This window comes from Neobacillus terrae (genome assembly GCF_011393025.1).
Classification (GTDB): domain Bacteria; phylum Bacillota; class Bacilli; order Bacillales; family Cytobacillaceae; genus Neobacillus_A; species Neobacillus_A terrae.
The window spans coordinates 116,140-139,661 of record NZ_JAAOEO010000009.1 but is presented as its reverse complement, the minus strand read 5'-3'; the positions used below and the strand labels follow the sequence as shown (position 1 = coordinate 139,661).

21 protein-coding genes, 1 pseudogene and 1 riboswitch are annotated in these 23,522 nt (G+C 40.3%); of the genes and pseudogenes, 12 read left to right on the top strand and 10 right to left on the bottom strand.

Annotated elements, in window-relative coordinates:
- Positions 1-18 precede the first annotated feature (18 nt).
- Positions 19-741, top strand: a complete 723-nt coding sequence (locus G8761_RS14660) for an SDR family oxidoreductase (protein WP_166027931.1) — start codon at positions 19-21, stop codon at positions 739-741.
- 50 nt (positions 742-791) lie between these two features.
- On the opposite strand, the gene G8761_RS14655 is transcribed toward G8761_RS14660, so the two are convergent.
- Positions 792-2,309, bottom strand: a complete 1,518-nt coding sequence (locus tag G8761_RS14655) for an MDR family MFS transporter (RefSeq protein ID WP_166027929.1) — start codon at positions 2,307-2,309, stop codon at positions 792-794.
- Between the two features lie 162 nt (positions 2,310-2,471).
- Here G8761_RS14655 and G8761_RS14650 point away from each other — a divergent pair, with 162 nt between their 5' ends.
- Positions 2,472-2,774 carry a hypothetical protein gene (locus G8761_RS14650; RefSeq protein ID WP_166027927.1) on the top strand — a complete coding sequence of 101 codons (303 nt, stop codon included), beginning with the start codon at positions 2,472-2,474 and terminating at the stop codon, positions 2,772-2,774.
- 403 nt (positions 2,775-3,177) lie between these two features.
- Here the strand turns inward: G8761_RS14650 and G8761_RS14645 are convergent, their stop codons facing one another.
- The 6 genes from G8761_RS14645 to G8761_RS14620 are packed head-to-tail and all read right to left on the bottom strand — an operon-like array spanning position 3,178 to position 11,795.
- Positions 3,178-3,561, bottom strand: a complete 384-nt coding sequence (locus tag G8761_RS14645) for a VOC family protein (protein ID WP_166027925.1) — start codon at positions 3,559-3,561, stop codon at positions 3,178-3,180.
- A gap of 27 nt (positions 3,562-3,588) precedes the next feature.
- Positions 3,589-4,152 (bottom strand): FAD-dependent oxidoreductase, encoded by a 564-nt coding sequence (locus G8761_RS14640; RefSeq protein ID WP_166027923.1) that lies wholly within the window; start codon positions 4,150-4,152, stop codon positions 3,589-3,591.
- A gap of 51 nt (positions 4,153-4,203) precedes the next feature.
- Complete coding sequence (metH, locus tag G8761_RS14635) at positions 4,204-7,653, bottom strand: methionine synthase (protein ID WP_166027921.1); 3,450 nt, start codon at positions 7,651-7,653, stop codon at positions 4,204-4,206.
- Positions 7,631-9,493 (bottom strand): bifunctional homocysteine S-methyltransferase/methylenetetrahydrofolate reductase, encoded by a 1,863-nt coding sequence (locus tag G8761_RS14630; protein ID WP_166027919.1) that lies wholly within the window; start codon positions 9,491-9,493, stop codon positions 7,631-7,633. Before G8761_RS14630 ends, metH begins: the two co-directional genes overlap by 23 nt.
- Positions 9,490-10,683, bottom strand: coding sequence for a cystathionine beta-lyase (gene metC / locus G8761_RS14625; protein WP_166027917.1), 1,194 nt, complete (start codon positions 10,681-10,683; stop codon positions 9,490-9,492). The genes G8761_RS14630 and metC overlap by 4 nt, the downstream gene beginning before the upstream one ends.
- On the bottom strand, positions 10,680-11,795 hold the full coding sequence (locus G8761_RS14620) for a methionine biosynthesis PLP-dependent protein (protein ID WP_166027915.1): 1,116 nt from the start codon (positions 11,793-11,795) through the stop codon (positions 10,680-10,682). Before G8761_RS14620 ends, metC begins: the two co-directional genes overlap by 4 nt.
- A 129-nt stretch (positions 11,796-11,924) precedes the next feature.
- A riboswitch (SAM riboswitch) is annotated at positions 11,925-12,041 on the bottom strand.
- Positions 12,042-12,210: 169 nt separating this feature from the next.
- On the opposite strand from G8761_RS14620, the gene G8761_RS14615 reads away from it, so the two are divergent.
- From G8761_RS14615 to G8761_RS14600, 4 genes are all read left to right on the top strand, one after another.
- On the top strand, positions 12,211-13,329 hold the full coding sequence (locus tag G8761_RS14615; protein ID WP_166027913.1) for a histidine kinase: 1,119 nt from the start codon (positions 12,211-12,213) through the stop codon (positions 13,327-13,329).
- A gap of 15 nt (positions 13,330-13,344) precedes the next feature.
- Positions 13,345-13,989 carry a response regulator gene (locus G8761_RS14610; RefSeq protein ID WP_166027911.1) on the top strand — a complete coding sequence of 215 codons (645 nt, stop codon included), beginning with the start codon at positions 13,345-13,347 and terminating at the stop codon, positions 13,987-13,989.
- A 179-nt stretch (positions 13,990-14,168) separates the two neighbouring features.
- Positions 14,169-14,702: an NADPH-dependent FMN reductase gene (locus G8761_RS14605; RefSeq protein ID WP_166027909.1), complete on the top strand. Its 534-nt coding sequence runs from the start codon at positions 14,169-14,171 to the stop codon at positions 14,700-14,702.
- Positions 14,702-15,940 carry an MFS transporter gene (locus G8761_RS14600; protein WP_166027907.1) on the top strand — a complete coding sequence of 413 codons (1,239 nt, stop codon included), beginning with the start codon at positions 14,702-14,704 and terminating at the stop codon, positions 15,938-15,940. The genes G8761_RS14605 and G8761_RS14600 overlap by 1 nt, the downstream gene beginning before the upstream one ends.
- 80 nt (positions 15,941-16,020) lie before the next feature.
- On the opposite strand, the gene G8761_RS14595 is transcribed toward G8761_RS14600, so the two are convergent.
- The gene (locus tag G8761_RS14595) at positions 16,021-16,275 is read right to left on the bottom strand and encodes a YhdB family protein (protein WP_166027905.1); all 255 of its coding nucleotides are present in this window, start codon (positions 16,273-16,275) and stop codon (positions 16,021-16,023) included.
- Between the two features lie 159 nt (positions 16,276-16,434).
- Between G8761_RS14595 and G8761_RS14590 the strand changes: the two genes are divergently transcribed.
- The 3 genes from G8761_RS14590 (at position 16,435) to G8761_RS14580 (ending at position 19,279) form a co-directional block, all read left to right on the top strand.
- A complete protein-coding gene (locus tag G8761_RS14590; protein ID WP_166027903.1) occupies positions 16,435-17,421 on the top strand; it encodes a M14 family zinc carboxypeptidase in 987 nt (328 codons plus the stop codon).
- A 16-nt stretch (positions 17,422-17,437) separates the two neighbouring features.
- Positions 17,438-17,761, top strand: coding sequence for a DUF3889 domain-containing protein (locus G8761_RS14585; RefSeq protein ID WP_243450027.1), 324 nt, complete (start codon positions 17,438-17,440; stop codon positions 17,759-17,761).
- Between the two features lie 111 nt (positions 17,762-17,872).
- Complete coding sequence (locus tag G8761_RS14580) at positions 17,873-19,279, top strand: SpoVR family protein (RefSeq protein WP_166027901.1); 1,407 nt, start codon at positions 17,873-17,875, stop codon at positions 19,277-19,279.
- A gap of 79 nt (positions 19,280-19,358) precedes the next feature.
- Here G8761_RS14580 and G8761_RS14575 read toward each other — a convergent pair whose 3' ends face one another.
- Together G8761_RS14575 and G8761_RS14570 are read right to left on the bottom strand one after the other, a co-directional pair.
- Complete coding sequence (locus tag G8761_RS14575) at positions 19,359-19,865, bottom strand: CBO0543 family protein (protein ID WP_166027899.1); 507 nt, start codon at positions 19,863-19,865, stop codon at positions 19,359-19,361.
- Between the two features lie 188 nt (positions 19,866-20,053).
- Positions 20,054-20,997: pseudogene (locus G8761_RS14570) on the bottom strand (DUF3231 family protein).
- A 313-nt stretch (positions 20,998-21,310) separates the two neighbouring features.
- Here G8761_RS14570 and G8761_RS14565 point away from each other — a divergent pair.
- The 3 genes from G8761_RS14565 to G8761_RS14555 all read left to right on the top strand — a co-directional run bounded on the left by G8761_RS14565 (position 21,311) and on the right by G8761_RS14555 (position 23,287).
- On the top strand, positions 21,311-21,619 hold the full coding sequence (locus G8761_RS14565) for a hypothetical protein (RefSeq protein ID WP_166027897.1): 309 nt from the start codon (positions 21,311-21,313) through the stop codon (positions 21,617-21,619).
- Between the two features lie 217 nt (positions 21,620-21,836).
- Complete coding sequence (locus G8761_RS14560; RefSeq protein ID WP_166027895.1) at positions 21,837-22,385, top strand: diguanylate cyclase; 549 nt, start codon at positions 21,837-21,839, stop codon at positions 22,383-22,385.
- Between the two features lie 296 nt (positions 22,386-22,681).
- Positions 22,682-23,287, top strand: coding sequence for an alpha/beta hydrolase (locus G8761_RS14555; RefSeq protein WP_338000965.1), 606 nt, complete (start codon positions 22,682-22,684; stop codon positions 23,285-23,287).
- The last annotated feature ends 235 nt before the right edge of the window (positions 23,288-23,522 follow it).

Below are 23,522 nucleotides of genomic sequence, written 5' to 3'. Positions count from 1 at the left end.
GTCAGAAAGGAAGTTTTTATGTTAAAGGATCAAGTGGCTATTATTACAGGAGCATCAAGAGGAATAGGCAAAGAAATAGCCCGCCAGTTGGCAGAACAGGGAATGAAGCTTGTACTAGCAGGCAGCTCAGAAGAGGTTCATCAAACGGCTGAAGAACTGAAAAAGACAGGATTTGAAAATATCATTTCCATCCAATCAGATGTTTCCAGGGAAAAGGATGTTCAAAACCTTGTAGATAAAACACTGGCCGCATTTGGGCAAATTGATCTGCTGGTGAATAATGCTGGCGTTGGTTTTTTCAAATTAACGGAAGAGGTTTCTCTTGATGAGTGGAAAAAGGTTTTTGAAGTAAATGTTCAGGGAGTTTTTCTTGGGGCAAAAGCTGTTCTTCCACATATGAAAAAGAGGAAATCCGGAAACATCATTACAATTTCCTCCGATGTGGGCCGCTATACAATACCTAATGGAGCAGCTTATACAGCTACAAAATATGCAGTTCAGGGCTTCTCCGGTTCTTTAGCACAGGAAGTGCGTGAATTTGGAATCCGTGTAGGCACCATTAATCCAGGAATGGTTGATACTTATTTTGCCGGATCAACACAGGGGATTCCTGAAAAAGAGGAATGGTTAAAAGTGGAGGACATTGCGAAAGCAGTGGTCTACATGGCCTCGGCACCACAATACATGGTGGTAGATGAAATCATCCTTCACCCGCTGGTACAAAATTATCCTATAGCTTAAATACGAAGAGGCTGTCACCAAGAGTGGAGACAGCCTCTTTCTTTTTGAGTCTACGAAGCTTTTTGTTTCCGTGAAACTTCTACCTTTGCATTGCCCATAAAGAAAATGGTTACTGCAGCAATTACAACAGGGATAAGAGCAAGCATAAATGTGTGGGTAATCGAGATAGACATGGCATTAACAATTTTATCTAAAACAAATCCAGGTATTTTAGACCGTTCGCCAGCCTGGAATATTTGTCGGGGATCGCCTATTTTAAAGGATGCACCTCCGCCGCCTGCCATGCCTTTAAATGCTTCCTTTAGCTTATCGGTAAAGATATTGCCCTGGATGGTTCCAAATATGGTAACTCCAAGTGTCATACCAAAGGAGCGAAGAAAAGAGTTAGTCGAATTTGCTGTCCCTCTAAATTGCGGCTCCAAGTTGTGAAGAGAGGCGGTAGGAAGCAGAGAAAAAGAGAAACCTACTCCAAAGCCCACAAGTATCATATAAAGAGTAACCAAGGTTCTCGAAGTTTCCGGTGTCATCGTACCTAGGAAATAGATTCCAATTATATAGGAAACGATTGATATAAACATTAAATTACGGTAGGAAGTCTTTGTTAAAAAGATTCCTCCAATAGAACTGCCTGCAACAGAGCCAAGCATCATCGGTGTCAAAATAAGCCCTGCATTTTTCGCAGTCCCGCCAAAAACAGCCTGAACAAAAATAGGGATAAACACAGTCATGATAATGAAGGTAGCTCCATATAAAAATGCAAGAAGCTGTGATGCTGCAAATAATCTCCGTTTAAACAGCCAAAGAGGCAGGATTGGTTCCTTCGCCTTAACTTCAGCAATAAAGAAAGCAATAAAAAATACTAGGAAACTGCCAAATAAACCAATAATTTGGGCAGAATTCCAGTTATATTCTTTTCCGCCAAGTTCCAGGGCAAACATGAGACTTACAACTGCAATAACTAAGGTTATTGCCCCCATCCAGTCTATTTTTTGCTTCGAATGCTTCAGCGATTCTTTGTAATAGCGAGTGATCAGGAATAGCGAAACAATCCCTATCGGAACATTAACATAAAAAACCCAATGCCAGCTGATATAATCCGTAATATAAGCGCCAAGTAAAGGACCAAGTACGCTGGATGCCCCAAAAACAGCACCGAGCAGGCCTGTCATTTTTCCTCTTCTTTCGGGAGGGAAAATATCAAAAATAATCGTAAAGGCAATTGGCATCAAGGCACCGCCGCCAATACCCTGGATTGCCCTGAAAATACTAAGCTGAATAATCGTTTGGGCAATTCCGCACAGAGCAGAACCAATTAGAAAAACCGCCAGTCCAAAAATAAAGAAGCGTTTGCGGCCGTACATATCCGAAAGCTTACCGAATATCGGCATTCCAGCCATAACTGCAACCATATAGGCAGATGTCACCCAAATGAATTTATCAAACCCGCCCAGATCAGACACAATTGTACCCATTGCGGTTGCAACGATTGTATTATCCATCGCTGACATCAAAATACCCAGCAGGAGTGCCGTTGTAACCAGTTTTAAATTTTGGCTGTTTTCTGTCATAAAAATCCCCCTTTTGTAAAAAGAAAAAATCTTAGTGTAATCCCGTTCTTAAAGAAAATATTGGTAGTCAGATACCTAAGTTTATTGGACATTCAGGAAGATTGTCAAATGAATCTTTTATGAGAAAGCACATTCAAAGACCGCCTTCATACTGGCGTATATTTGGTTCGTTTAGAAGCAGGGGAGTATGAAGAAAGCGGTTGTGCATTCATAGATAAGGAGTGGGGTGATTCCTTAGCCGAAATCGTGCATTCTTTAATGGAAAGCGTGCATTCCTTAGTCGAAAGCGTGCATTCTTTAATGGAAATCGTGCATTCACGAGTCGAAAGCGTGCATTCCCGAGTCGAAAGCGTGCATTCTTTAATGGAAATCGTGCATTCTTTAATGGAAATCGTGCATTTAAGCAAATTGAGGAGGGTATTTAATAGAGAAATAGCCGGAATGGAGGATAACAAGTCGCTGTGACAGCTTGGAATCCCCCTTTTTTTATAAAAAGATAGAAAAATAGAGTTAATTTTATAAAATAAGGTTTAAAACTAGATAGGATTACATTGAAATACCTATGAGGGTACCCGAAGAAAACAAATATAGAGATTATCCCTCGCAGGATAACCTCTTTACTTTGGCTAGCTCCATGCCCAGTGACTGGAGGACTTCCCGCTTTGATAAGTCCCCGTCGCCTCGTGATCACTTGCCGTGATGTCTGTCTTCTCTGTCTAGTGGCTTGAATAATAGGTTAAAGACCAGCCTTCTAGCTGGCTGGTCTTAATGATTGCCGCCCTCTGAACAAGACCCCTAAACGATTACATTTTCATTAATCTCGGTCAAAGCGGCCCAGTTTATACGTCATTTAAAGAGCACTTCCTCTTTACCTCTGAAAGAATTCAATCCACTCGCCTTCAGGTCCGTGAAAGAAGAAGTATCTGAATCCATTTGGAAGAATAGTAATCTCCTCATCAATTAATTTAACATCCAAAGTTTTGATACGTTCAAATTCTTTTTCTATATCATCCACTGTAACTGCAAGGTGATGGACTTTCCCTTCTTCCGGAAGGCCGCCGTTATATCCCTGGATAAGTTCAAGTTCGGTTCCGCCAGCTTCATCAAAGCCAAGAAAGGCAAGCTTCATGTGTCCATCCGAATGTGTTATTTTATCAATTAATTTAAAACCGACTACATCTCTGTAAAACTTAATGGATGAATCAATATCCTTTACCATGATTCCAACATGATCTACTTTTCTTCCTGCCAATGTACTGCCTCCCAATCTAAATTTCTATTAGGACTTTAATAAGTCATGGTCAACATAGCGCTCGCCTTTTAAAGTGCTTAAAAGGTTAATAGCTACCTTTGCACCATCACCGGCAGTAACGATAGTATGTACACTCACACCTGCAACAGTACCAGCAGCCCAGATACCTTCAATATTTGTTTTTCCATCTGCATCTACGTCTAAAACAGTTTTAATTCTAGGTTCTGTTCCAGGTTTTACATTCAGCCCCACTTTTTCAGCAAGGTCAACTAATACTCCGGTAGCTAGAATAACATTTCCAGCTTCGTACTGCTGCTGGTCTGTTTCAACGACAAAATTTTCTCCGTCTTTTCTGATATCTGTAACGGTTGCCTGAACAAGCTCAGCGCCAAATTTTGCTGCTTGCTTTTTTCCCAGTTCAACTAGGCCTGCACCTGTGATTTCTTCAACACCATAATGGTTTTCTACCCAAGCTCTTTTGGTCATACTTTTTTCATTATCAACCAATAGAGTTTTCTTTCCAGCCTTAGCTGTAAATAAGGCAGCACTAGCACCCGCAGGGCCTGCGCCAATAATCACTACATCAAACATCCTAAAATACCTCCCATTTTTTAGTAAATCAACAATTATATTATTGCATATTTATTTCAAAACATTGAAATATCTTGCCTGAGGATGGGCAAAAACCATTGCTGAAACAGATGCTTCAGGTTCCATCATAAACCCATCAGTTAATTGAATCCCGATTTCTTCAGGGCGAAGCAAATTAAACAATTTCTGCTGGTCCTCCAGGTCAGGACATGCAGGATATCCAAAGGAATAGCGCTGTCCCTGGTATCTGGCTGCAAAGCGATCCTGCATACTGAAATCAGCTGGATCAGGAAATCCCCATCGGTCGCGCATCTGCCTGTGTATTAATTCAGCAAAAGCCTCAGCTGTTTCAAGCGCCAATGACTGAAGAGTATGGCTTTCCAGGAAACGTCCTGATAATTTTAACTCATCTGCTTTTTGTCTAATACCTTTTCCAGCTGTAACGGTAAAGAAACCAACATAATCCTTTTGTCCGCTGTCAACAGATTTAATAAAATCAGCAAGGCACAGGAAAGGATCCGATTCCTGGCGGGGGAATTCAAAGGTCTCTATAACCTTATTCGTTTGTTCCGGGTGATAAATATAAATTTTATTGCCATCTGATTGGGCCGGGAAGAATTGATAAACCGCAGCCGGGGATATCCAGCCTGACTTATTAGCCTCTTCTAGCAGATTATCAACTACTTCTTTTACTTTAAGAGCTTTTTCGTCCTTCGCATCCAAGAGTTTGGCGATTTTTCCTTTAACCCCAAGATGATGGCCAAGGAGCATTTGCATATTGATGTAAGGTTCAATATGTGAAAGAGAATATGTCTTTAAAACATGCCTTTTTGTATCCTGTGGAATGAAAACAGGTGCTTCCATAGTAATTGTATTTTTGGGTTTTACAGCAACCGAAACAGCTGCTTGGCTTTGGAACAAGCTGGACGTATTTAAGGAAGTAAGTTTTTCTTTCTTCTCGCTAAATAATTTTTCAACCTCTTCCTGAGATTTCAACTGATTGGCTAGAGACAAACCGTTCATAGCGTCTTTAGCATAAAGTACAAGTCCATCATACTCACGGGAAATTTTAGTATCAGTAAATTTCCTTGAAAGGGCCGCGCCTCCTACTAATATAGGTAATGAAATATCTGCTTCTCTTAAATCTTGAACTGTTAGTACCATTTGCTGAGCTGATTTTACAAGTAATCCAGAAAGACCTAATATATCGGGCTTTTCCTTACGAATAGCCTGTATAAGCTCGGTAGGAGAGACCTTTATTCCTAAATCTAGAACCTCATAGCCGTTATTGCTTAAAATGATATCCACTAAGTTTTTTCCGATGTCGTGGACATCTCCTTTAACAGTCGCCAGGATAACCTTTCCTTTGGAGGAAGAGACGTCTCCTTTTTCCATGAAAGGTTCCAAGTAAGATACAGATGCTTTCATAACCTCGGCACTTTGAAGAACCTCGGCAACAATCAGCTGATTATCGTTAAACAGCCTCCCTACCTCCTTCATTCCTTCCATTAGGGGTCCGTTAATAATATCAAGAGGGGAAGAATAGGTTTCGAGAGCAAGTGCCAGGTCAGGAATCAGGCCTTCTTTTGTACCTTCAACCACATAGTAAGCGAGTCTTTCTTCTAGACTCATATCGGGCAAAGTTTGTTTGCTTTCCTTCTTTTTATCTCTGTAAAAGTCAGTAAATGCTGCTAGGGCTTTATCTGTAGTCCTGAATAATAATTCCTCCGCCTGTTGCACCTCTTCTTTAGAAATAGAAGCAAAACGTTCAAGCTTTTCAGTGTTTACAATGGCATAATCAAGGCCAGCCTGAGTGCAGTGATACAGAAAAACCGAGTTAAGGATCTCACGGCCGACAGGAGGGAGGCCGAAGGAGATATTGCTTATCCCCAGGATGGTTTGCGTTTCCGGGAGATGTTCTTTAATCAGCCTGATGCCCTCCACTGTTGCTTTTGCTGAGCCTATATACTGCTCATCACCCGTACCAACCGGAAAAACAAGAGGATCGAAAATAAGATCCTGTGGCTGTAAATGGTATTTATGAACAAGCAGTTCATAGGACCGGCGGGCAATCGCCAATTTTTTTTCAGCTGTTACACCCATACCTTCTTCATCAATGGTACCGACTACAACCGCTGCACCATATCGGTGGATAAGAGGAACAATTGCTTCAAATCGTTCTTCACCATCTTCAAGATTAATGGAGTTGATAATTACCTTGCCCTGGGAATATTCAAGTGCTTTTTCAATGACTTTTTCATCAGTGGAATCTATTACAAGAGGAGCTTTAACTTTTTTGACAACCTCCTTAATAAAATTCTCCATGTCGATAATTTCTTCTCTATCAGGGTCTGCAAGGCAAATATCAATAACATGTGCGCCGCCTTTAACCTGGGCTCTTGCTATCTCGGATGCTTCCTCAAATTTACCTTCCGAAATTAATCTTTTAAACTTACGGGATCCAATTACGTTAGCGCGTTCCCCGACCATTATAGGGCGAATGGTTGGATCATCGTAGATCAGTGGTTCGATTCCCGCAACCATATGGGTGAAGTCAGTGCTTACTTCTCGCGGAGATAAGTCCTTCATAGCCACCGAAATGGCTTTAATATGTTCAGGCGTGGTACCGCAACAGCCTCCCACAATATTCAGCCAGCCATTAGCAGCAAAGTCAGCCAACTTCTTAGCCAAAGTTTCTGGTGTTTCATGATAGTTGCCTTCTTCATCGGGCAGGCCAGCATTGGGATAACAGCTTACTGAAGTTGAGGCAATGCTGGCAAGAGAACGGATGTGTTCCTGCATAAACTCAGGGCCGGTAGCGCAATTTAAACCAACCGCAACAGGATTCATATGCTGAACAGAAATATAAAAAGCCTCTATTGATTGACCGGCAAGTGTGGTACCCATTGGCTCAATGGTTCCTGAGATCATCAGCGGAAGAGTTCTGCCCGTTTTTTGAAATGCATTTTGAATACCAATAAAACCAGCCTTAACATTAAGCATATCCTGGCTTGTTTCCAAAAGAAGAAGATCCGCTCCTCCATCAATTAAGCCAATTGCCTGTTCTTCATACGCCTCAGATAGTTTGTTAAAGGTGGTCCCGCCGGTTACACTCAATGTTTTGGTAGTTGGCCCCATCGACCCTGCAACATACCTGGGATAATCCTTGGTTGATAACTTTGCAGCTTCCTTTTTTGCTATTTGGGCTGCAGCTTTATTAATTTCATAGGCTTTGTAGCCGAGCCCATATTCATCAAGGACAAGGCTCGTAGCACCGAAGGTATTTGTTTCGATAATATCGGCACCTGCTTCAAGGTATTCTCTATGGATTTTTGCAATTACCTCGGGTGCAGTTAAATTCAAATTTTCGTTACAGCCATCGAGCTCTTCGCCGCCAAAGTCCGCAGCCGATAGATTGGCTTGTTGAAGCATGGTTCCCATGGCGCCGTCCATAATTAGAATCCTCTTTTTTAGCTGGTCAGTGAACGGTGGTATCTGCATAGATGTTCCCCCTAATTTTGTTCGCACGCTCGCGGGCATACTTTGATAATTCAGCGGTCAATTCATACTTTAAAAATGGTGTGATTAAATAAATTCCATTAAATAAGTCTAACGCAGCATCTATAAGAGATTTAGCAATGCTAATTCCTTCGAGGGCGGATTGCTCTGGATTGCCCTCAAGTTTTGACATTCGATCCCTGATAGAGTCCGATATTTTAATACCAGGCACCTCGTTATGCAAAAATTCTGTGTTCTTACTGCTCAATAAAGGCATTAATCCAATATAAATTGGTGCATCAAGCTGTTTGGTATTTTCATAGATTTCCAATAATCTTTCCTCCGAAAAAACTGGCTGAGAGATAAAATAGTCTGCGCCAAAATGGATTTTCTTCTCCAGCCGCTTTACAGCTTTTTCGAGTGAACGTACATTAGGATTGAAAGCAGCAGCAATACTAAATGCGGCTTTTTGTCCCAGGTCTTTGCCCGAAAAAGACAAACCTTCATTTAATTGCTTGATCATTTGAATCAATTCAAAGGAAGAAACATCATATACAGAAGATGCTCCTGGGAAATCCCCAACTCTGGCAGGGTCACCAGTAATAGCCAAAACATCGTGGAGACCTAGAGTATGCAGTCCCATAAGGTGAGACTGAAGGCCAATAATATTCCTGTCGCGGCAGGCGATATGGATGAGAGGACGCATGTCGAGTTCCTGCTTTACAAGAAAGCCAAGGGATTCATTTGAAATTCTAACAGAAGCAAGGGAATTATCTGCTAATGTAATAGCATCTATTCCTGCCTGCTTTAATACCCTTGCGCCTTCAAAAAATTTGCTTGTGTCCAGCTTACGCGGCGGATCTAGTTCAACAATAACAGAAGGGCGCTCCTTCACAATTTCCTGAAGAGGGGAGTAATCCCGTTGAGTTGGCAGGGGTACAACCGTAATTTTTTCAGGCTGAAGTTTAACTTTTTTCTCCGTAATGGGAACAATATTTTTTAATTCTGATGCAAAAGCCCGTATATGCTCAGGTGTTGTTCCACAGCAGCCGCCAAGCAGACGGACACCTTCATTCCTAAAAGCCATGGCTGAGTGTCTAAAATAATCAGCATCTCCTTCGTAATGGAATTTGCCGTCTGTATATGTTGGAAGGCTGGCGTTAGGATAAGCTGATAAAAATGCCTTCAAGGGAAGCTCTATTTGCTCAAGAGTCAGCAGCATATGATGAGGGCCGAGCCGGCAATTTAATCCTACAATATCTGCACCGATTCCCTCAAGCCGTTTCAATGCCTCGTTTACCGGGATTTGATTTTGCAATATACCAGGCTCCTGAAGAGAAACCTGCGCAACAATCGGAAGTTTTGTTTCCTTCCGGGCAATGGTGAGGACGGTTTCCAGTTCTTCCAGATCATAAAAGGTTTCCAAAAGAAGTCCATCCACACCTTCTAAGAGAAGGCAGTAAAGCTGTTCTCGAAAGCTTCTCTTAATTTCTTCGATTGAGACAGAATTAGGCTTAATTCCCCGATTTCCACCGATGGTGCCAAGCACATAGGCCTTATCTTTTGCGGCTATTTTTGCATTTCTCACAGCAGCACTGTTAATTTCCTTTACGGAATCCTCCAGGCCATATCTTAACAGTTTAAGATAATTAGCGGCATAAGTATTGGTCTGAATCAAATCAGCCCCTGCATCAATATAGGCCTTATGAATACTCTGAATCTGCCCCGGATGAGACAGATTCAGTTCTTCAAAACAGCAATCAGTGCCGAACGAGTATAAAAGAGTACCCATAGCGCCATCGCCGATTAATATTTGTTTTTCCATCTTTTCTAAAAAGCTCATGATAGGTCTCCTTGCTGAAGGATTAATTCTTTCTTATTCACATTCTCCAGTGCCTGTGAAAAGTCTATAATGAGATCATCTGGATTCTCCAATCCGACAGATAAGCGAAGCAGGCTGTTAGTAATGCCGCGCTTTTCTCTTTCAGCCTGTGGCATTGCCGCATGGGACATTTTTGCCGGGTAGGATAAAATCGACTCAACGGCTCCAAGACTAACTGCAAAAACAGGGAGTTTGACAGCCTCTACAAAGTTCCGGAGCGCTTCCTCATTAGAAAGTTCAAAAGATAACACTGCTCCAGGGCCCTGAGCCTGAGATTTTTGTAATTCGTGCTGTGGATGTGAAGAAAGTGCTGGATAATATACATTTTTGATGGCAGGATGATTATTTAAAAACTCAGCTATTTTTAGAGCGGATTTCTGGGACTGTTCCAGACGGACCTGCAATGTTTTAATACCTCGCATTACCAGCCACGCGTCCTGCACACCGAGAATAGCTCCAAAAGCATTTTGAAGAAATCCTAGTTTCTTCGCCAATTCCTCATCCTTCACAACTGCCAGGCCAGCAACTACATCACTGTGCCCTGACAGGAATTTTGTAGCGCTATGCAGGACAATATCTGCATCAAGCTCAAGCGGTCTTTGCAGGGCAGGGGTTAAAAAGGTGTTATCTACATAAGTAAGGGCGCCCTGTTTCTTCGCCAGCTTGCTGATAGCCCTTATATCCGTTACCTTTAGCAAAGGGTTGGAGGGGGTTTCCACATAAAAGGCTTTAGTATTTGGTTTGATGGCTGCTTTTACTTGCTCTAAATCTGTCATATCAACAAAGGTGTGATCAATGCCAAATCTTGAAAGGACTTCTGTTACCATTCTGAAGGTTCCGCCGTATACGTCCTCGGTAATTACAATATGGTCATCAGATGACAATAGAAGAAATGCAGTAGAGATGGCAGCCATTCCAGATGCGAAGGCAAAGCCCTTTGATCCGCCTTCAAGCTCAGCGATAATTTCCTCGAGCGCTTCGCGTGTCGGGTTACCGCTCCGGCTATAATCATATTTTCCAAAACGGTCAATTTCAAATTGATGGAAGGTTGAAGCATGATGAATCGGCGTGCTGACCGCACCTGTTGAAGAATCTATTTTTTGCCGGTTATGAAGAAGCTTTGTTTCAAATGAATAATTTTCACCTGTCATCGCACGGTCACTTCCTTTTCCACTCGGGCAAAAGCCTGCTCAAGATCTTTAATTAAATCCTCATGGTCTTCAATTCCAACAGAAAAACGCAATAGCCTATTACAAACACCTGCCTGGATCCGAATTTCCTCTGGTATGTCTGCATGAGTCTGTGTTGCCGGATAGGTTATAAAACTTTCAGTTCCTCCCAGACTTTCAGCAAAGGTAATGAGGGAAAGCCCTTGAAGGAAAGGATTAACCCATGACTCGTCCTTTACCCTAAAGGAAACCATGCCGCCTCTCCCGGGATAAAGCACATCTGTAATACCCTCATGGTTTCTTAGAAATTCAACTACTTCTTTGGCATTTTTCTCATGCTGTTTCATTCTCAGTGACAGGGTTTTCATTCCCCTCATTAACAGCCAGGAGTCAAATGGACTAAGTACCGCTCCTGCTCCATTATGATAGAGAGCCAGAGCTTCACATAGTTCCTGGCCCTTAGCTACAATCAAACCCGCAAGCACATCATTGTGTCCGCCAAGGTATTTGGTTGCACTATGTATGACAATATCAGCACCAAGATTTATGGGCTGCTGTAAAATTGGAGTATAAAAAGTATTATCAACAATTAGCAGGATGCCGTGCTTTTTAGCAATTTTTGAAACGGCAGAAATGTCTGATTGCTGCATAAGAGGATTAGTTGGAGTTTCCAGAAAGATTGCTTTTGTTTGCGGGGTAATCTTTTTTTCAATCTCCTCAGGACAACAGGTATTTACATACTGGGATTTTAAGCCCCATTTTTTATACCCCTGTTCAAGAAGACGGTAGGTACCGCCATATAGATCTTCACTTACAAGCCATTCATCACCAGACTGGAATAGTGATAATACTGTAAAAATAGCTGCCATCCCAGAACTGCAGGCAAACCCCTGATCTCCGCTCTCAAGGTCTGCAATTGTTTTTTCTAGCAGCTGTCTTGTTGGATTTCCAGTGCGGACATAATCAAACCCGGATGATTGCCCAATTCCATCATGGCGGTAGGCCGTCGAAAAATAGACAGGAGGGTTAACGGTTCCTGTGGAAGCTTCACTTCTATTGCCGATTTGAGCAAGTTTTGTTTCGATTTTATACATTTTTTTCACTCCTTTAATGTTGGAAAGCTATGGTGCGTGAAAGCAGGATTTTATAGAGGGGAGGGGAAGAAAAATAAAAAAAGCCTTCTATAAGAAGAAGACTTTTAAGTGCAGATTAATCAGCCATTCTTCTTATCTCCCAAGTTACAATCCTAACTTGCTGGAATTAGCACCTTTTCAATGGCAAAGCCATTGATGGTTGCTGAGGTGTCATAGGGCCATTCCCTCAACCTCTCTTGATAAGAAACAATATTTAAATTATTTATAAAATTTACTACAATTAGAAGACTGTGTCAATTGTTTTTACAAATTTCCTACTTTTGATGGAGTCATTTCTCCGTCTATATTCTAAAGATTCTACTTCTTGAAAAAGGTATAATATTGGAAAAGAGTGAAGAAACGGGGAGGAAATGAAGTGGGGGAGGACACGCGGTATTCGGAATTAAAGATATTAAAAGAGATAGCCGAGCTATTAAATAATGGTTCAGACCTTAAGCAGGTACTTACGGAGGTTTTAAAAAAACTATTAAATGTAACTGGATTACAGACAGGCTGGATATTTTTAATTAACAATGACGGGCATTATGAAATGGCGGCCAATAAAAATTTGCCCGAAGCCTTATCGTTTAATGGGTGCGAGCCAATGTGTTCAGGTGAGTGCTGGTGTATTAACCGGTATCTCAATGGGAGACTGGATAAGGCTACCAATATAATTGAATGCAAACGGCTCGAAGATGCGATTGATTTAAACTGGGGAGAGACAAACGGACTAACACATCATGCAACTGTCCCTTTAAAAGCGGGAGATGAAAAATTCGGAATCCTTAATGTTGGTTCCCCGCAAAAGAGACATTTTGAGATAGAGGAGCTTACCATGCTTGAATCCGTTGCCTTTCAAATAGGAACGGCCATTAAACGAATAAACTTAACACAGAAAGAACAGGAGCTTGCCCTAACCGCGGAAAGAAACAGGCTCGCAAGGGATCTTCATGATTCAGTTAATCAGCTGCTATTTTCACTTAGCCTGACAGCTAGAGGAGGAATAGAAAGGTCTAATGATCAAGAAGTAAAAGAAACCTTTGCTTACATCCAGGATCTTGCACAGGAAGCTCTTAATGAAATGCGGGCCTTAATTTGGCAATTGCGTCCAAGAGGATTGGAATGCGGATTGGTCAGTGCACTAAAAAGCTACGGAGAAATGCTTGGTCTCAAAATGGACATTAAAGTAAAAGGGGTTATCTCTCTTCCTGGCCAGGTAGAGGAAGTGCTCTGGCGGATTGGCCAAGAGGCATTAGCTAACTGTAAAAAGCATTCCGGGCAGAATGAGGCAAAGTTGAAATTTACTATAAAAGAAAAAGAAGCATTTCTTGAAATCCAGGACGAAGGCTGTGGATTTTTATATGATGGAATAAAAGAGCTTCCATCGTTGGGACTGAAAAATATGAAAAACAGGACAGAAGCGCTTAATGGGCGTTTTATATTAAAGAGTGAACCGGATAAAGGAACGGAAATCAAGATTGTCATTCCGGTTTAAGGGGGATATTTTTATATGGGAATCCGGATTTTAATTGCAGATGATCATCCTGTGGTGAGAAGAGGCCTCGTTTTTTTTCTTAAAACTCAGCAGGGGATTGAAATAATTGGTGAAGCCAAAAATGGCCGGGAAGCAGTGGAGTTGACTGCACAAATGGCACCAGATATCATACTAATGGATTTGGATATGCCAGTTATGAATGGTATAGAGGCGACACGGCAAATCAAAGCTCAAAACCCTTTAATTAAGATTATGATGCTGACAAGCTTTTCTGATCAGGATCATGTTATTCCAGCAATCGAAGCAGGAGCCTCAGGCTACCAGCTTAAGGATATTGAACCCGATGAACTAGTGAGGGCTATTAAACAGCTGATGCACGGAGAAAATCAACTTCATCCAAAGGCTACTACCCATCTCCTTACACACTTTAACAGTAGGAATAAATCGGAAAAAACCCCTCTGGACGAACTGACTAAGAGAGAAATGGACGTCCTGAAGGAAATAGCCAAAGGAAAAAGCAATAAAGAAATTGCCATATCTTTGTTTATAACTGAAAAGACAGTTAAGACGCATGTATCAAATATTTTAGCAAAGCTTGATTTGGCCGATCGTACCCAGGCAGCACTTTACGCTGTTCGCAATAGAGTCGTTGAGGAATAGTGAAAAATGGCGAATAGCTAGAACTTCAGACTAAAGTTGTAGATATTCCTTTTTATTTACGACTAATATCGGAGGCAAAAATCAATCTGTTCGACGATTTGAAAGTTCATGATTCTCTCTATACTGAAAGTAACAAAAGTAACTGGCTGAAAAAAGCCTGGGACAAAGGAGAGCTTATCATGAATTTAGTTATTATAAATGGAAGTGCACGCAAAAACGGACGGACTGGAATTGCCTGCCGGCATATTCAAAAGAAATATAGGGTTGACCTAATTGATCTTAGCCTGCTCCAGCTGCCCATTTTTAATGGGGAAAAAGAACAGATTGAGCTTGCTGAATATAAGTGGCTTGAGGAAAAGGCCAGCAAGGCGGATGGAATTATACTTGCCACACCTGAATATCACAATGGAATGAGCGGGGCGCTAAAAAATGCCCTCGATTTTCTAGGTAGCCAGCATTTCTTTCAAAAGCCAGTCGCTTTGTTAGCTGCTGCCGGCGGCGGTAAAGGTGGCATTAATGCTCTTAATAATATGAGGATTGTTGCCAGAGGGCTTTATGCTAATGTCATTCCTAGACAGATTATTGTTGATCCTGATTGCTTTGATTATGAAAAGGAAGAACTTCTTCCCGAGGCAGATAGACTGGCGCGTTTGATGATGGAGGAATTGAAGCTATATGTAAAACTCCACAGTATGATGAAGGAGGGGAAATAATGGTGAATTTATATAAAGATCCCCGCTTCCACTCCATATTGGCTGCTAATATTCTTTCGTCTATTGGCTCAGGGATTACAATGACAGCTGTCCCCTGGCTTCTGATTTCAAAAGTCGAAGGGGGTACACTTTTTGGCTATATCACTATTGTGATGACAGTCATTAATTTTCTGACTACACCTATTATTGGGCATGTAATCGACCAATATCCCCGTAAAAATATTCTCCTTCTAGGAGAGATTTTGGGTTTTTTTCTCCTTTTGTTCTTCGCGCTAGAAGGAATAATGGGTGTAAATTACGAACTTTGGCATTATATTGTTTTGTACGGGAGCGCCAGCTTTTACTATAATCTTTTTTATCCAGCCATTTTTGCTTTCAATCAGGAGATTTTTGAACCAGCAGCATATCGTCCTCTAAGTGGAGCGATGGAAATTCAGGGGCAGCTATCAAGTGTTATATCAGGGGCTCTGGCAGCGGCTTTACTTTCAAGGATTGACCTTCATTGGCTTTTGTTATTTGATGCGGCTACTTATTTAAGTGCTTTCCTTTTGTTTTATAAAATTCCTTATCATCAGCAGAAACGACAAGTCACCCAAAAGGTTCTCTTTTGGATAAAGGTAACAGAAGGTTATCGGTATATGCATAAAAGGCCTGCATTATTTCTCTTTTTAACAGCATCTTTTATGCCTTTCATCGGTGTCATGGTAACGAATTATGTAAATCCGGTCTATCTTAAAAACATTCTCCATGCCGATGTAGCCGTATATGGTATGCAGGGCATGGTTTATGGAATTGGGGCAGCAGCTGCAGGTGTGATTATTCCCATCTTGGCCTTAAAAAAGGGAAATGAGTTTTCCATATTAATATCCGTTTTTGTTTATGCTGCAGGAATTTCCGTTGTCATCTTCACCAAGTCGATTTCTGTTTTCTATTTACTCACGATTCTGATGGCTTATGGGAATGCAGGGACAAGAGTGGCCCGCAACGCGTTTATGATGGAAAATGTTCCAAATGAAGTTATGGGCCGGACAGATAGCTTATTCAGGCTTATTGGCCTCGGGATAAGAATTTTACTGCTGTCAGTTTTTACAGAGCTAAGCATACAAAATAATATTACCTACAGCTTTTATATTCTATCTGCCCTGCTGATTACTTGCTTCCTTATCATTTTTATTCTTAATCGAAAAGCTAAAGTTCATAAGAATTGGGTCATTTTTAAAAACACGGCATCCCACTAGGGACACCGTGTTTTTTGGTGGAATTCTTCAGCCCGGTTTTTCTTAAAAATTTTTTAAACTTCATGCATTTACTTTTGGCTTCAGGAAAGACTATACATCGGTTCATCCTGCGGCTCATTTTCCAATGATTCGTTAGCATGGTCAATGTAACGCAGCAGAGAAAATAATGTTGTTTCTATTACTGAATAGTCATGTTCAAAATGATAAGCATGCAGAAACTGTTCAATTTTCTTAGATAAAAATTGATCTGATGTTCTTACCATCAGAATTAATAAGTTATCCCATTGGGAACGGTGCGTATAGTATAGCGCCCGATCATAATCCATCTTATTCATTTATACTTTCCTCCTTATAAGGAGTTGATATTATTTTATGAGTTTTCCCTGAGAACTTTCACAGAAAATCTTGGACATCCCTGTTCAAAGGGTTTAGCAAATTTAACCTGTATAAATATTGTGGATGTTCTTCAAATTTGAGAGGGATGATAAAAACAGGTGCCTAAGATTTTATTGTGTTTACTATATCTGTTTTTACTTTACACTCCGGAGGATGCCGCTGCTGCCGAATTGGATCGTCCTTATTCGTATCAGTCGCAGGTTCTTGATTTAATGGAACTTCGCTTGAAATATAAAAAAGAATTAACCTTTCGAGTGATCGGAACAACTCATTCAGGAAGAAAGATCTGGGCAGTCAAGCTTGGAAAAGGGGAAAAAAATATTTTGCTTGTCGGATCCCATCATGGGAGGGAGTGGATGACAAGCATGCTCCTTACAAAAATGCTAAAGACCTATACTGAGGCCTATGCCAAAGGAACACCCATAGGATCCTTCCCATCCGACTTACTTAATAAAGTTTCTATATGGTTTGTTCCGATGCTGAACCCGGATGGAGTCACCATCCAGCAGAAAGAGGATAGCGAATTTCCTTTTTGGGATAAGGATAAAATAATAAAAATGAATAATGGATCATCAGACTTTACAAGATGGAAAGCAAACGGTCTTGGGGTCGATTTAAACAGACAATATCCTGCTGGGTGGAACAAGCTCGATAGAACTACTTCAACACCGTCATACCAATTTTATAAAGGTAAAGCCCCGTTGGAAGCGCAAGAAGTAATTTGTCTTGTTAAATTTGTAAAAAAAATCAGTCCGAAAATCGCAGGAGCGTACCATTCTGCTGGAAGAGAAATTTTCTGGAATTATCACAACGGCCCTTATACAAAACGGGACAGGGCAATAGCCAAAAAAATCACAAAGATGACTGGATATAAGTTAAGCAAGCCTGTTAGAGAAGCGGTTGGAGGCGGCTTTACGGATTGGTTTATAACAGAGTATAGGAGGCCTGCTTTTACGATTGAAATCAGCTACTTAGTAGGGGAAAACCACCCGCCCTTATCCGTATTTCCCGAAGAATGGAAAAGAAATCGATTGGTTGGAATGCTTCTTGCAAATGAGGCTTATAAATTGACTTCGAGTAAATAATTTTGGAGGTATTACAATGATAAGAAAAAATATTTGGATGTTTTTTGCAGCTGTTTTTTTAGTTATGAATCTTAATCCTCAAGGAACTGAAGCCCAAAAACCTGATTATGAGAAGTACGGACGAATTGCGATTGCGGTAGTCAGAGCGGATTATCCGGAAGCAGAAGTTAGAGAATATGAATATTTAGGCAGGGTAAAGGGTGCAGAAACGAATGTTACAGATTCCTTCCGTTTTCAAATAAAAGAAAAAGGAAAAATGGGATATGTCATTATTAGGATTACGCACAATTTAACTAATAAGAAGCTGTTAAACCTAAAGGTGGAAACTACTGCTGGCTAATAGAGAGCCCAGGTTTTTCCACTGCTAAAATGGACTTAATTTTATATCTCGTTTCATCATTCCCCCTTTTTCTTCATACATTGTGGTAAGAAGCGAAAGGGGGAACATCTCTTGAATGCAGAAGAACGTAAGGCCCTAGAATATTCCATAGAAGAAATTACAGAAATAGCGAGTGGCTTTGGTTTGGATTTTTATCCGATGAGATATGAGATTTGTCCTGCTGATATCATATATACCTTTGGTGCTTATGGAATGCCAACCCGATTTTCACATTGGAGTTTTGGAAAACAATTTTACAAGATGAAGCTCCAATATGACCTTGGATTGAGCAAAATATATGAATTGGTCATTAACTCTAATCCATGCTATGCATTCTTGCTTGATTCCAACAGTTTAATCCAGAATAAATTAATTGTTGCGCATGTTCTCGCTCACTGTGACTTTTTTAAAAACAATGTTCGTTTCCAAAACACGAAAAGAGACATGGTCGAAAGTATGGCAGCAACTGCCGACAGAATAAGCCAATATGAAATCCGTTATGGGAAGAAGGAAGTAGAAACCTTTCTTGATGCTGCTCTTGCCATTGATGAACATATTGATCCTTCTTTAATGCGGCCGAAGCTTTCCTGGTCAATGGAGGACGAGGAAGAAGAGGATCAGCCAAGAGTAACTCCTTATGATGATCTATGGAACATAGGTCAAAAGGAAGTCCCAAAAAAGGATGTAAACAATAGAAAAAAATTCCCGCCTAAACCCGAAAAAGATTTGCTCTTATTTATTGAAACCTACAGCAAGGAATTGACTGACTGGCAGAGAGATATCCTGACCATGATGAGAGAGGAAATGCTTTATTTCTGGCCGCAGCTTGAAACCAAAATCATGAACGAGGGCTGGGCTTCCTATTGGCATCAGCGTATCCTTCGCGAACTGGATTTAACTAGCGGTGAGGCTATAGAGTTTGCAAAGCTCAACGCAGGAGTAGTTCAGCCATCCAAAACGGGGATTAATCCATATTATCTTGGCATAAAAATTTTTGAGGATATTGAAGAAAGATTTGATAATCCGACGGAAGAAATGAAACGCAGGGGAGTCCAGCCAGGCTCCGGAAGAGAGAAAATGTTTGAAGTAAGGGAAATCGAATCCGATATCTCTTTTTTAAGGAATTATTTAACCAAAGACCTGGTTATGCGCGAGGATATGTATCTCTTCCAAAAACAGGGCCGTGAATACAAAATTATTGATAAACAATGGGAACAGGTCCGTGACCGTCTTGTCAATATGAGGGTTAACGGCGGATTTCCATATATTACCGTTAACGACGGAGACTATTTACGGAATGGCGAATTGTATTTAAAGCACTGGTTTGAAGGAATCGAATTAGATATTAAATACCTGGAGAAGGTACTTCCTTATATCCATCAGCTATGGGGAAGGCCTGTGCATATGGAGTCTATTATTGAGGATAGGCAAATGCTTTTTTCGTATGATGGAAAAGGATTACATCGGAAATACTTATAGTGCTGGTGAGGGTGCCTTAAAGGGTGCTCTCTCTTTAATTAAGCTGTGTGCCACTTATAACTAGAGGAACACAGCTTAATTATTTTGCAAATTTAAAAGGTACCTCAAAATGCCATATTAAAAATAAAATAATAAGCATTGATATAAAATAGGCACGAAAAGGATGGTATTGGTGAAGGGCTATAACTGAAAACATGACAAGATCAAATAAAAAGGAGTACCAGAAGTGCCAGCCGTTTTGATAAGAAATTCTGCCGGTTATCAGTAAAATCCACTCAGCTGTAATGTAGATCAGCGACCATAGAAGGATGTAGAAAAACCTTATGCGCCAGGTTTTAGGAAAGTGGGAAAGGAACAAAAAAACACTTATAGGCATGGTAATAAGAGCATAGACGACGACAGTCATTCCATGGCCATATAAGAAATCAGGATGGAATTTCCATAGGGTATATTCTTTAACTATGTATTCATATAAAAGTCCACCGGCAGCAATGAATAACATACTTGCATGGTATTCTCTCCAGTTTTTCCAATCTCCCCATTTAAAAGAAGCGATAATTGTAAAAACAGTGATCGCAAGATGCATATTCTACAATCCCTTTCGCTTATGTTTTTTACATTTTCCCCATATGCTGTTTAGTTATTCCAACTTGCCATGTATATTGCCGTTTATGAAATTATGCAACTGATAAATCAGGTGTTCAAATGAGAACAGGCTCCCCAATATTTGAATGTGATCTTTTAAGCTCTTTCTTTGGATAAGAAAAATTGACTCTATTCACCTCTTATTAGATGTTCCCGGTCATCTGTCTGAGGAGGTTCCTCCATCCAGCCATGATTTATCATGATATTCGCACCATCTTCAGCATAAAGGACCACTTCCGGAATGAGTGAAGCAAATCTTAGTGCCAGATCCCGTCTGGGGCTTCCTGAAATGGCTGCTCCGTAATTTGTTACCCCTGCTGGAATCATACCGGCTACATGAAACATCATTAGATTATCAGAAAAAATAGGCTCAGTTGAGTCAGATACAGAGATATCCTATGTCATTGGAGCTGGAAGATCCTCTTTCATTAAAATATCAGTGAAAATCTCAAGATGCTATTCTGAAAGCCTTTTTCCTCGTAAAAAGTAATCCTTCACTTCTTTATGCCTGGCTATTTGGGCAGAACCCATAATTAAAGTTTTTCCGATTGAGTTGGTTTGGACGTTATTAAAAAGAATGGTGACTTCCTGGGCTGTTAAAGGACGTTTTCCACCGATAAATCCAGCAAGGAAATGCTGCCTTTTCACAAAATCTACCTTGTCTGGCATCGAAAGCATTGGCGGCCTAATATATATCCCCTGATTGAGCATCAATTCTCTTGTTAAATCCTGCAAACGCACAGCAGACTTTAATACAGATTTAAAAAAAGAAATAACGTCTTCCCTTGTAGAAAGTCCAAGGGCCCCGCTGCTTGATGCCATTCCTAAGACAGACATATTTCTTAAGTACATAAGAGCAGAAAATAATTTAGGGGCATTCGGTTTGACATCCTCTTTGGTAAAACCCAAAGGAGGCGGGAAAACCTCCGCAAAAAAAAGTTCTTCAAAAAAGAAATATTTCGTTTTGAGGAATCCAAAGCAAATTCAATAACTGGGCGGACTTGATCATCTTCCGCCTTTGAAAGGAAATGACTATTTATACATATGGAGGCGGTGTCATTTACATATTGCATCCACAATGCAGATATTTCCGCTGCCGTTAAATGAATTTTCATTTTATCCTCCAAAAACATCACATCCTAATTTACGTATATGCTTTTAGTATTTTTCACGGGGGGAGAAATTATTAAATATCTTGTAATTTATTAAAGCCAGAATAATATCTCGGAAAATTAACCAATTTAAACCAAAGATATGACAAAATAGTCCTATTAATCATAATGAGAGCTTATTTATTTTGGTGAGTGGGAATGAGTAAATAGGAAAACAAATAAAGTAATAGTTGGAGCAATTACTGCTTTCGGTGCCTTCTCGTCGATATATGGAATGGTATTAACTATATCTGATAAAAGCTTACCTTATCTTGTTGATATGTGTGTCTTAGCGGTTATTTTTCTTTTAATATCAAATTGGTCAGTTGTCTTGCCAAGCGGGGCATCCTGGCGGCCTGGAATATCCGTCATTATGTTCAATGCACTGGCGTTTCCTGCTTCGCTTGCTATTTTGGTTTCATTGCCCGGACTTTTAAGAATTACAGTTAAAAATAAAAATCCATTACGGCCGACTTTTTTAATGATCGGTTATATAAACGCAGGAATATTGGGAACAAACCTGGTTTTTTATCACTTCTCTTAATATTCTCATAGTGTTTATTATACTTTTGCGGTTCTTCTGGTATCCTTTTTCACTCACTTTATCATTAATCGTTTTCTATCTGCCTGTATAATGGCCAATAAGAAAAAAACAACGATTATTCAGCAAATCAATGAAAGCAAGAAGGACATAAACTTGGGTTTTTTTAAATATTTATCTTATCAGCTATATAATGTATCTTCATTATTACTTTATGGGGGTGTTCGGAATACTCCCGGCAATTCTCCTTTTAATCGGGATATATCAATCAGTAAAGTATTTTAATAAAGCTTATAAACTCGAAAAAAAGGCTTATACTGATGCACTTACTAGTGCGGAAAACAGAGCTTCCTGGGAAAGATTTACCTCAATCAAGACAGAGCTTATCGGAACATTTGCATTGCTTGATTTGAATGATTTTAAAAAGGTTAATGATAACTTCGACCACGACAGAGGGGACTTGGTTTTAAAGGATACGGTTAAAAAGCTGCAGGAGGATTCCTATCTTTATCACAGAGTATTCAGGTACGGGGGAGATGAGTTTGTTCTCTTTTTCCCGCATGGTGAAGATAAGAAGGATTTCGTAAAAATGTGGATTAAGAAGCGCATTCTTGAATTAGAGGAGACTTGGGGAAGGGAGGGACTCCCAGTTACCATCAGTTTTGGATCAGTGCTTTTTCAGGGAAGCCCTTTTGATTTGGCTGTAGCCATAAAAAAGGCAGACGAACAAATGTATGAATATAAAAAGAAGAAAAAAAGATTAATATAAAGATTTTTGAAAAGCTGGCTTGAGGTTATTGTGACATTTTATATAGTCAGCTTTTTTTTAGGTTTTATGTGAAAAATGAATCATAGAAGCTTTAAAATTGACACAGATTTATATACGAGTTACCATTATCTTGAATTCGAGATATTATAAATAATATTAAGTGTCCATTAACTATTAATTGTACAGGATAGCAGGGAATACTAAAGAAGATTAGTGTGAATGTTTTTTGCACTTAGTTTGCAAAGGTAAGAATTGCTATAACTATAGGAATTAAAATATTTTACGAAAGGATAATAATAATGAAACATTTATTTCAACAAGGGGCGGATGAAACACGTCCAACATTGCTTTTACTGCATGGTACTGGAGGCAATGAACATGATCTGGTTCCTATCGCAGGAATGATAGATAAACAAGCTTCTGTCCTGAGTGTAAGAGGAAATGTTCTTGAAAATGGTATGCCGCGTTTTTTTAGACGGCATGCTGAAGGGGTTTTCGATGAAGAGGATTTAATTTTTCGGACAAAGGAATTAAATGAATTCCTTGATGAAGCAGCAAAAAAGTATCACTTTGACAGAAATAATATTATGGCTGTCGGTTATTCAAATGGTGCCAATATAGCTGCAAGCTTATTGTTTCACTATCAGAATGCTCTAAAGGGTGCAATCCTGCATCACCCAATGGTGCCAAGACGAGGAATAGAGCTTCCGGATTTAACAGGAGTTCCAGTCTTTATTGGAGCAGGGACAAATGATCCTATTTGTTCTCCGCTTGAGTCATCCCTTCTTGATGAGCTGTTAAGAGGAGCAAACGCAGATGTCCATATTCATTGGGAGAATAGAGGGCACCAATTGACTGTTGAGGAAGTTGAAGCTGCTGGCCAATGGTATCATACAAAATAAAGAAGAAAACCAAAAGCGCAGGCGTCCTATCTGGAAGCTTGCGCTTTTCTAATACCCAGCCCCAGCGCCCAGTGAATGGTTAGCATCCCACTCCCTGAGATAAGTCACAAAGAATCGACTTGCATTTCATGTTTTCTTTATAGCGGTGGCCCGGAGGACAAGGAAAGCTGCGGCAGCCATTGCCTCGCACGAAGGAAAAGCTTTAGCTTCTCCAAGAATGCAGGTTAGAAAGGCG

Excerpts from the sequence above, each read along its gene's own strand:
- G8761_RS14660 (WP_166027931.1), top strand. The coding sequence starts at position 19 with ATGTTAAAGGATCAAGTGGCTATTATTACAGGAGCATCAAGAGGAATA.
- G8761_RS14655 (WP_166027929.1), bottom strand. The coding sequence starts at position 2,309 with ATGACAGAAAACAGCCAAAATTTAAAACTGGTTACAACGGCACTCCTG.
- G8761_RS14640 (WP_166027923.1), bottom strand. The coding sequence starts at position 4,152 with ATGTTTGATGTAGTGATTATTGGCGCAGGCCCTGCGGGTGCTAGTGCT.
- metH (WP_166027921.1), bottom strand. The coding sequence starts at position 7,653 with ATGCAGATACCACCGTTCACTGACCAGCTAAAAAAGAGGATTCTAATT.
- G8761_RS14630 (WP_166027919.1), bottom strand. The coding sequence starts at position 9,493 with ATGAGCTTTTTAGAAAAGATGGAAAAACAAATATTAATCGGCGATGGC.
- metC (WP_166027917.1), bottom strand. The coding sequence starts at position 10,683 with ATGACAGGTGAAAATTATTCATTTGAAACAAAGCTTCTTCATAACCGG.
- G8761_RS14620 (WP_166027915.1), bottom strand. The coding sequence starts at position 11,795 with ATGTATAAAATCGAAACAAAACTTGCTCAAATCGGCAATAGAAGTGAA.
- G8761_RS14610 (WP_166027911.1), top strand. The coding sequence starts at position 13,345 with ATGGGAATCCGGATTTTAATTGCAGATGATCATCCTGTGGTGAGAAGA.
- G8761_RS14605 (WP_166027909.1), top strand. The coding sequence starts at position 14,169 with ATGAATTTAGTTATTATAAATGGAAGTGCACGCAAAAACGGACGGACT.
- G8761_RS14600 (WP_166027907.1), top strand. The coding sequence starts at position 14,702 with ATGGTGAATTTATATAAAGATCCCCGCTTCCACTCCATATTGGCTGCT.
- G8761_RS14595 (WP_166027905.1), bottom strand. The coding sequence starts at position 16,275 with ATGAATAAGATGGATTATGATCGGGCGCTATACTATACGCACCGTTCC.
- G8761_RS14585 (WP_243450027.1), top strand. The coding sequence starts at position 17,438 with ATGATAAGAAAAAATATTTGGATGTTTTTTGCAGCTGTTTTTTTAGTT.
- G8761_RS14575 (WP_166027899.1), bottom strand. The coding sequence starts at position 19,865 with ATGCATCTTGCGATCACTGTTTTTACAATTATCGCTTCTTTTAAATGG.
- G8761_RS14565 (WP_166027897.1), top strand. The coding sequence starts at position 21,311 with ATGGTATTAACTATATCTGATAAAAGCTTACCTTATCTTGTTGATATG.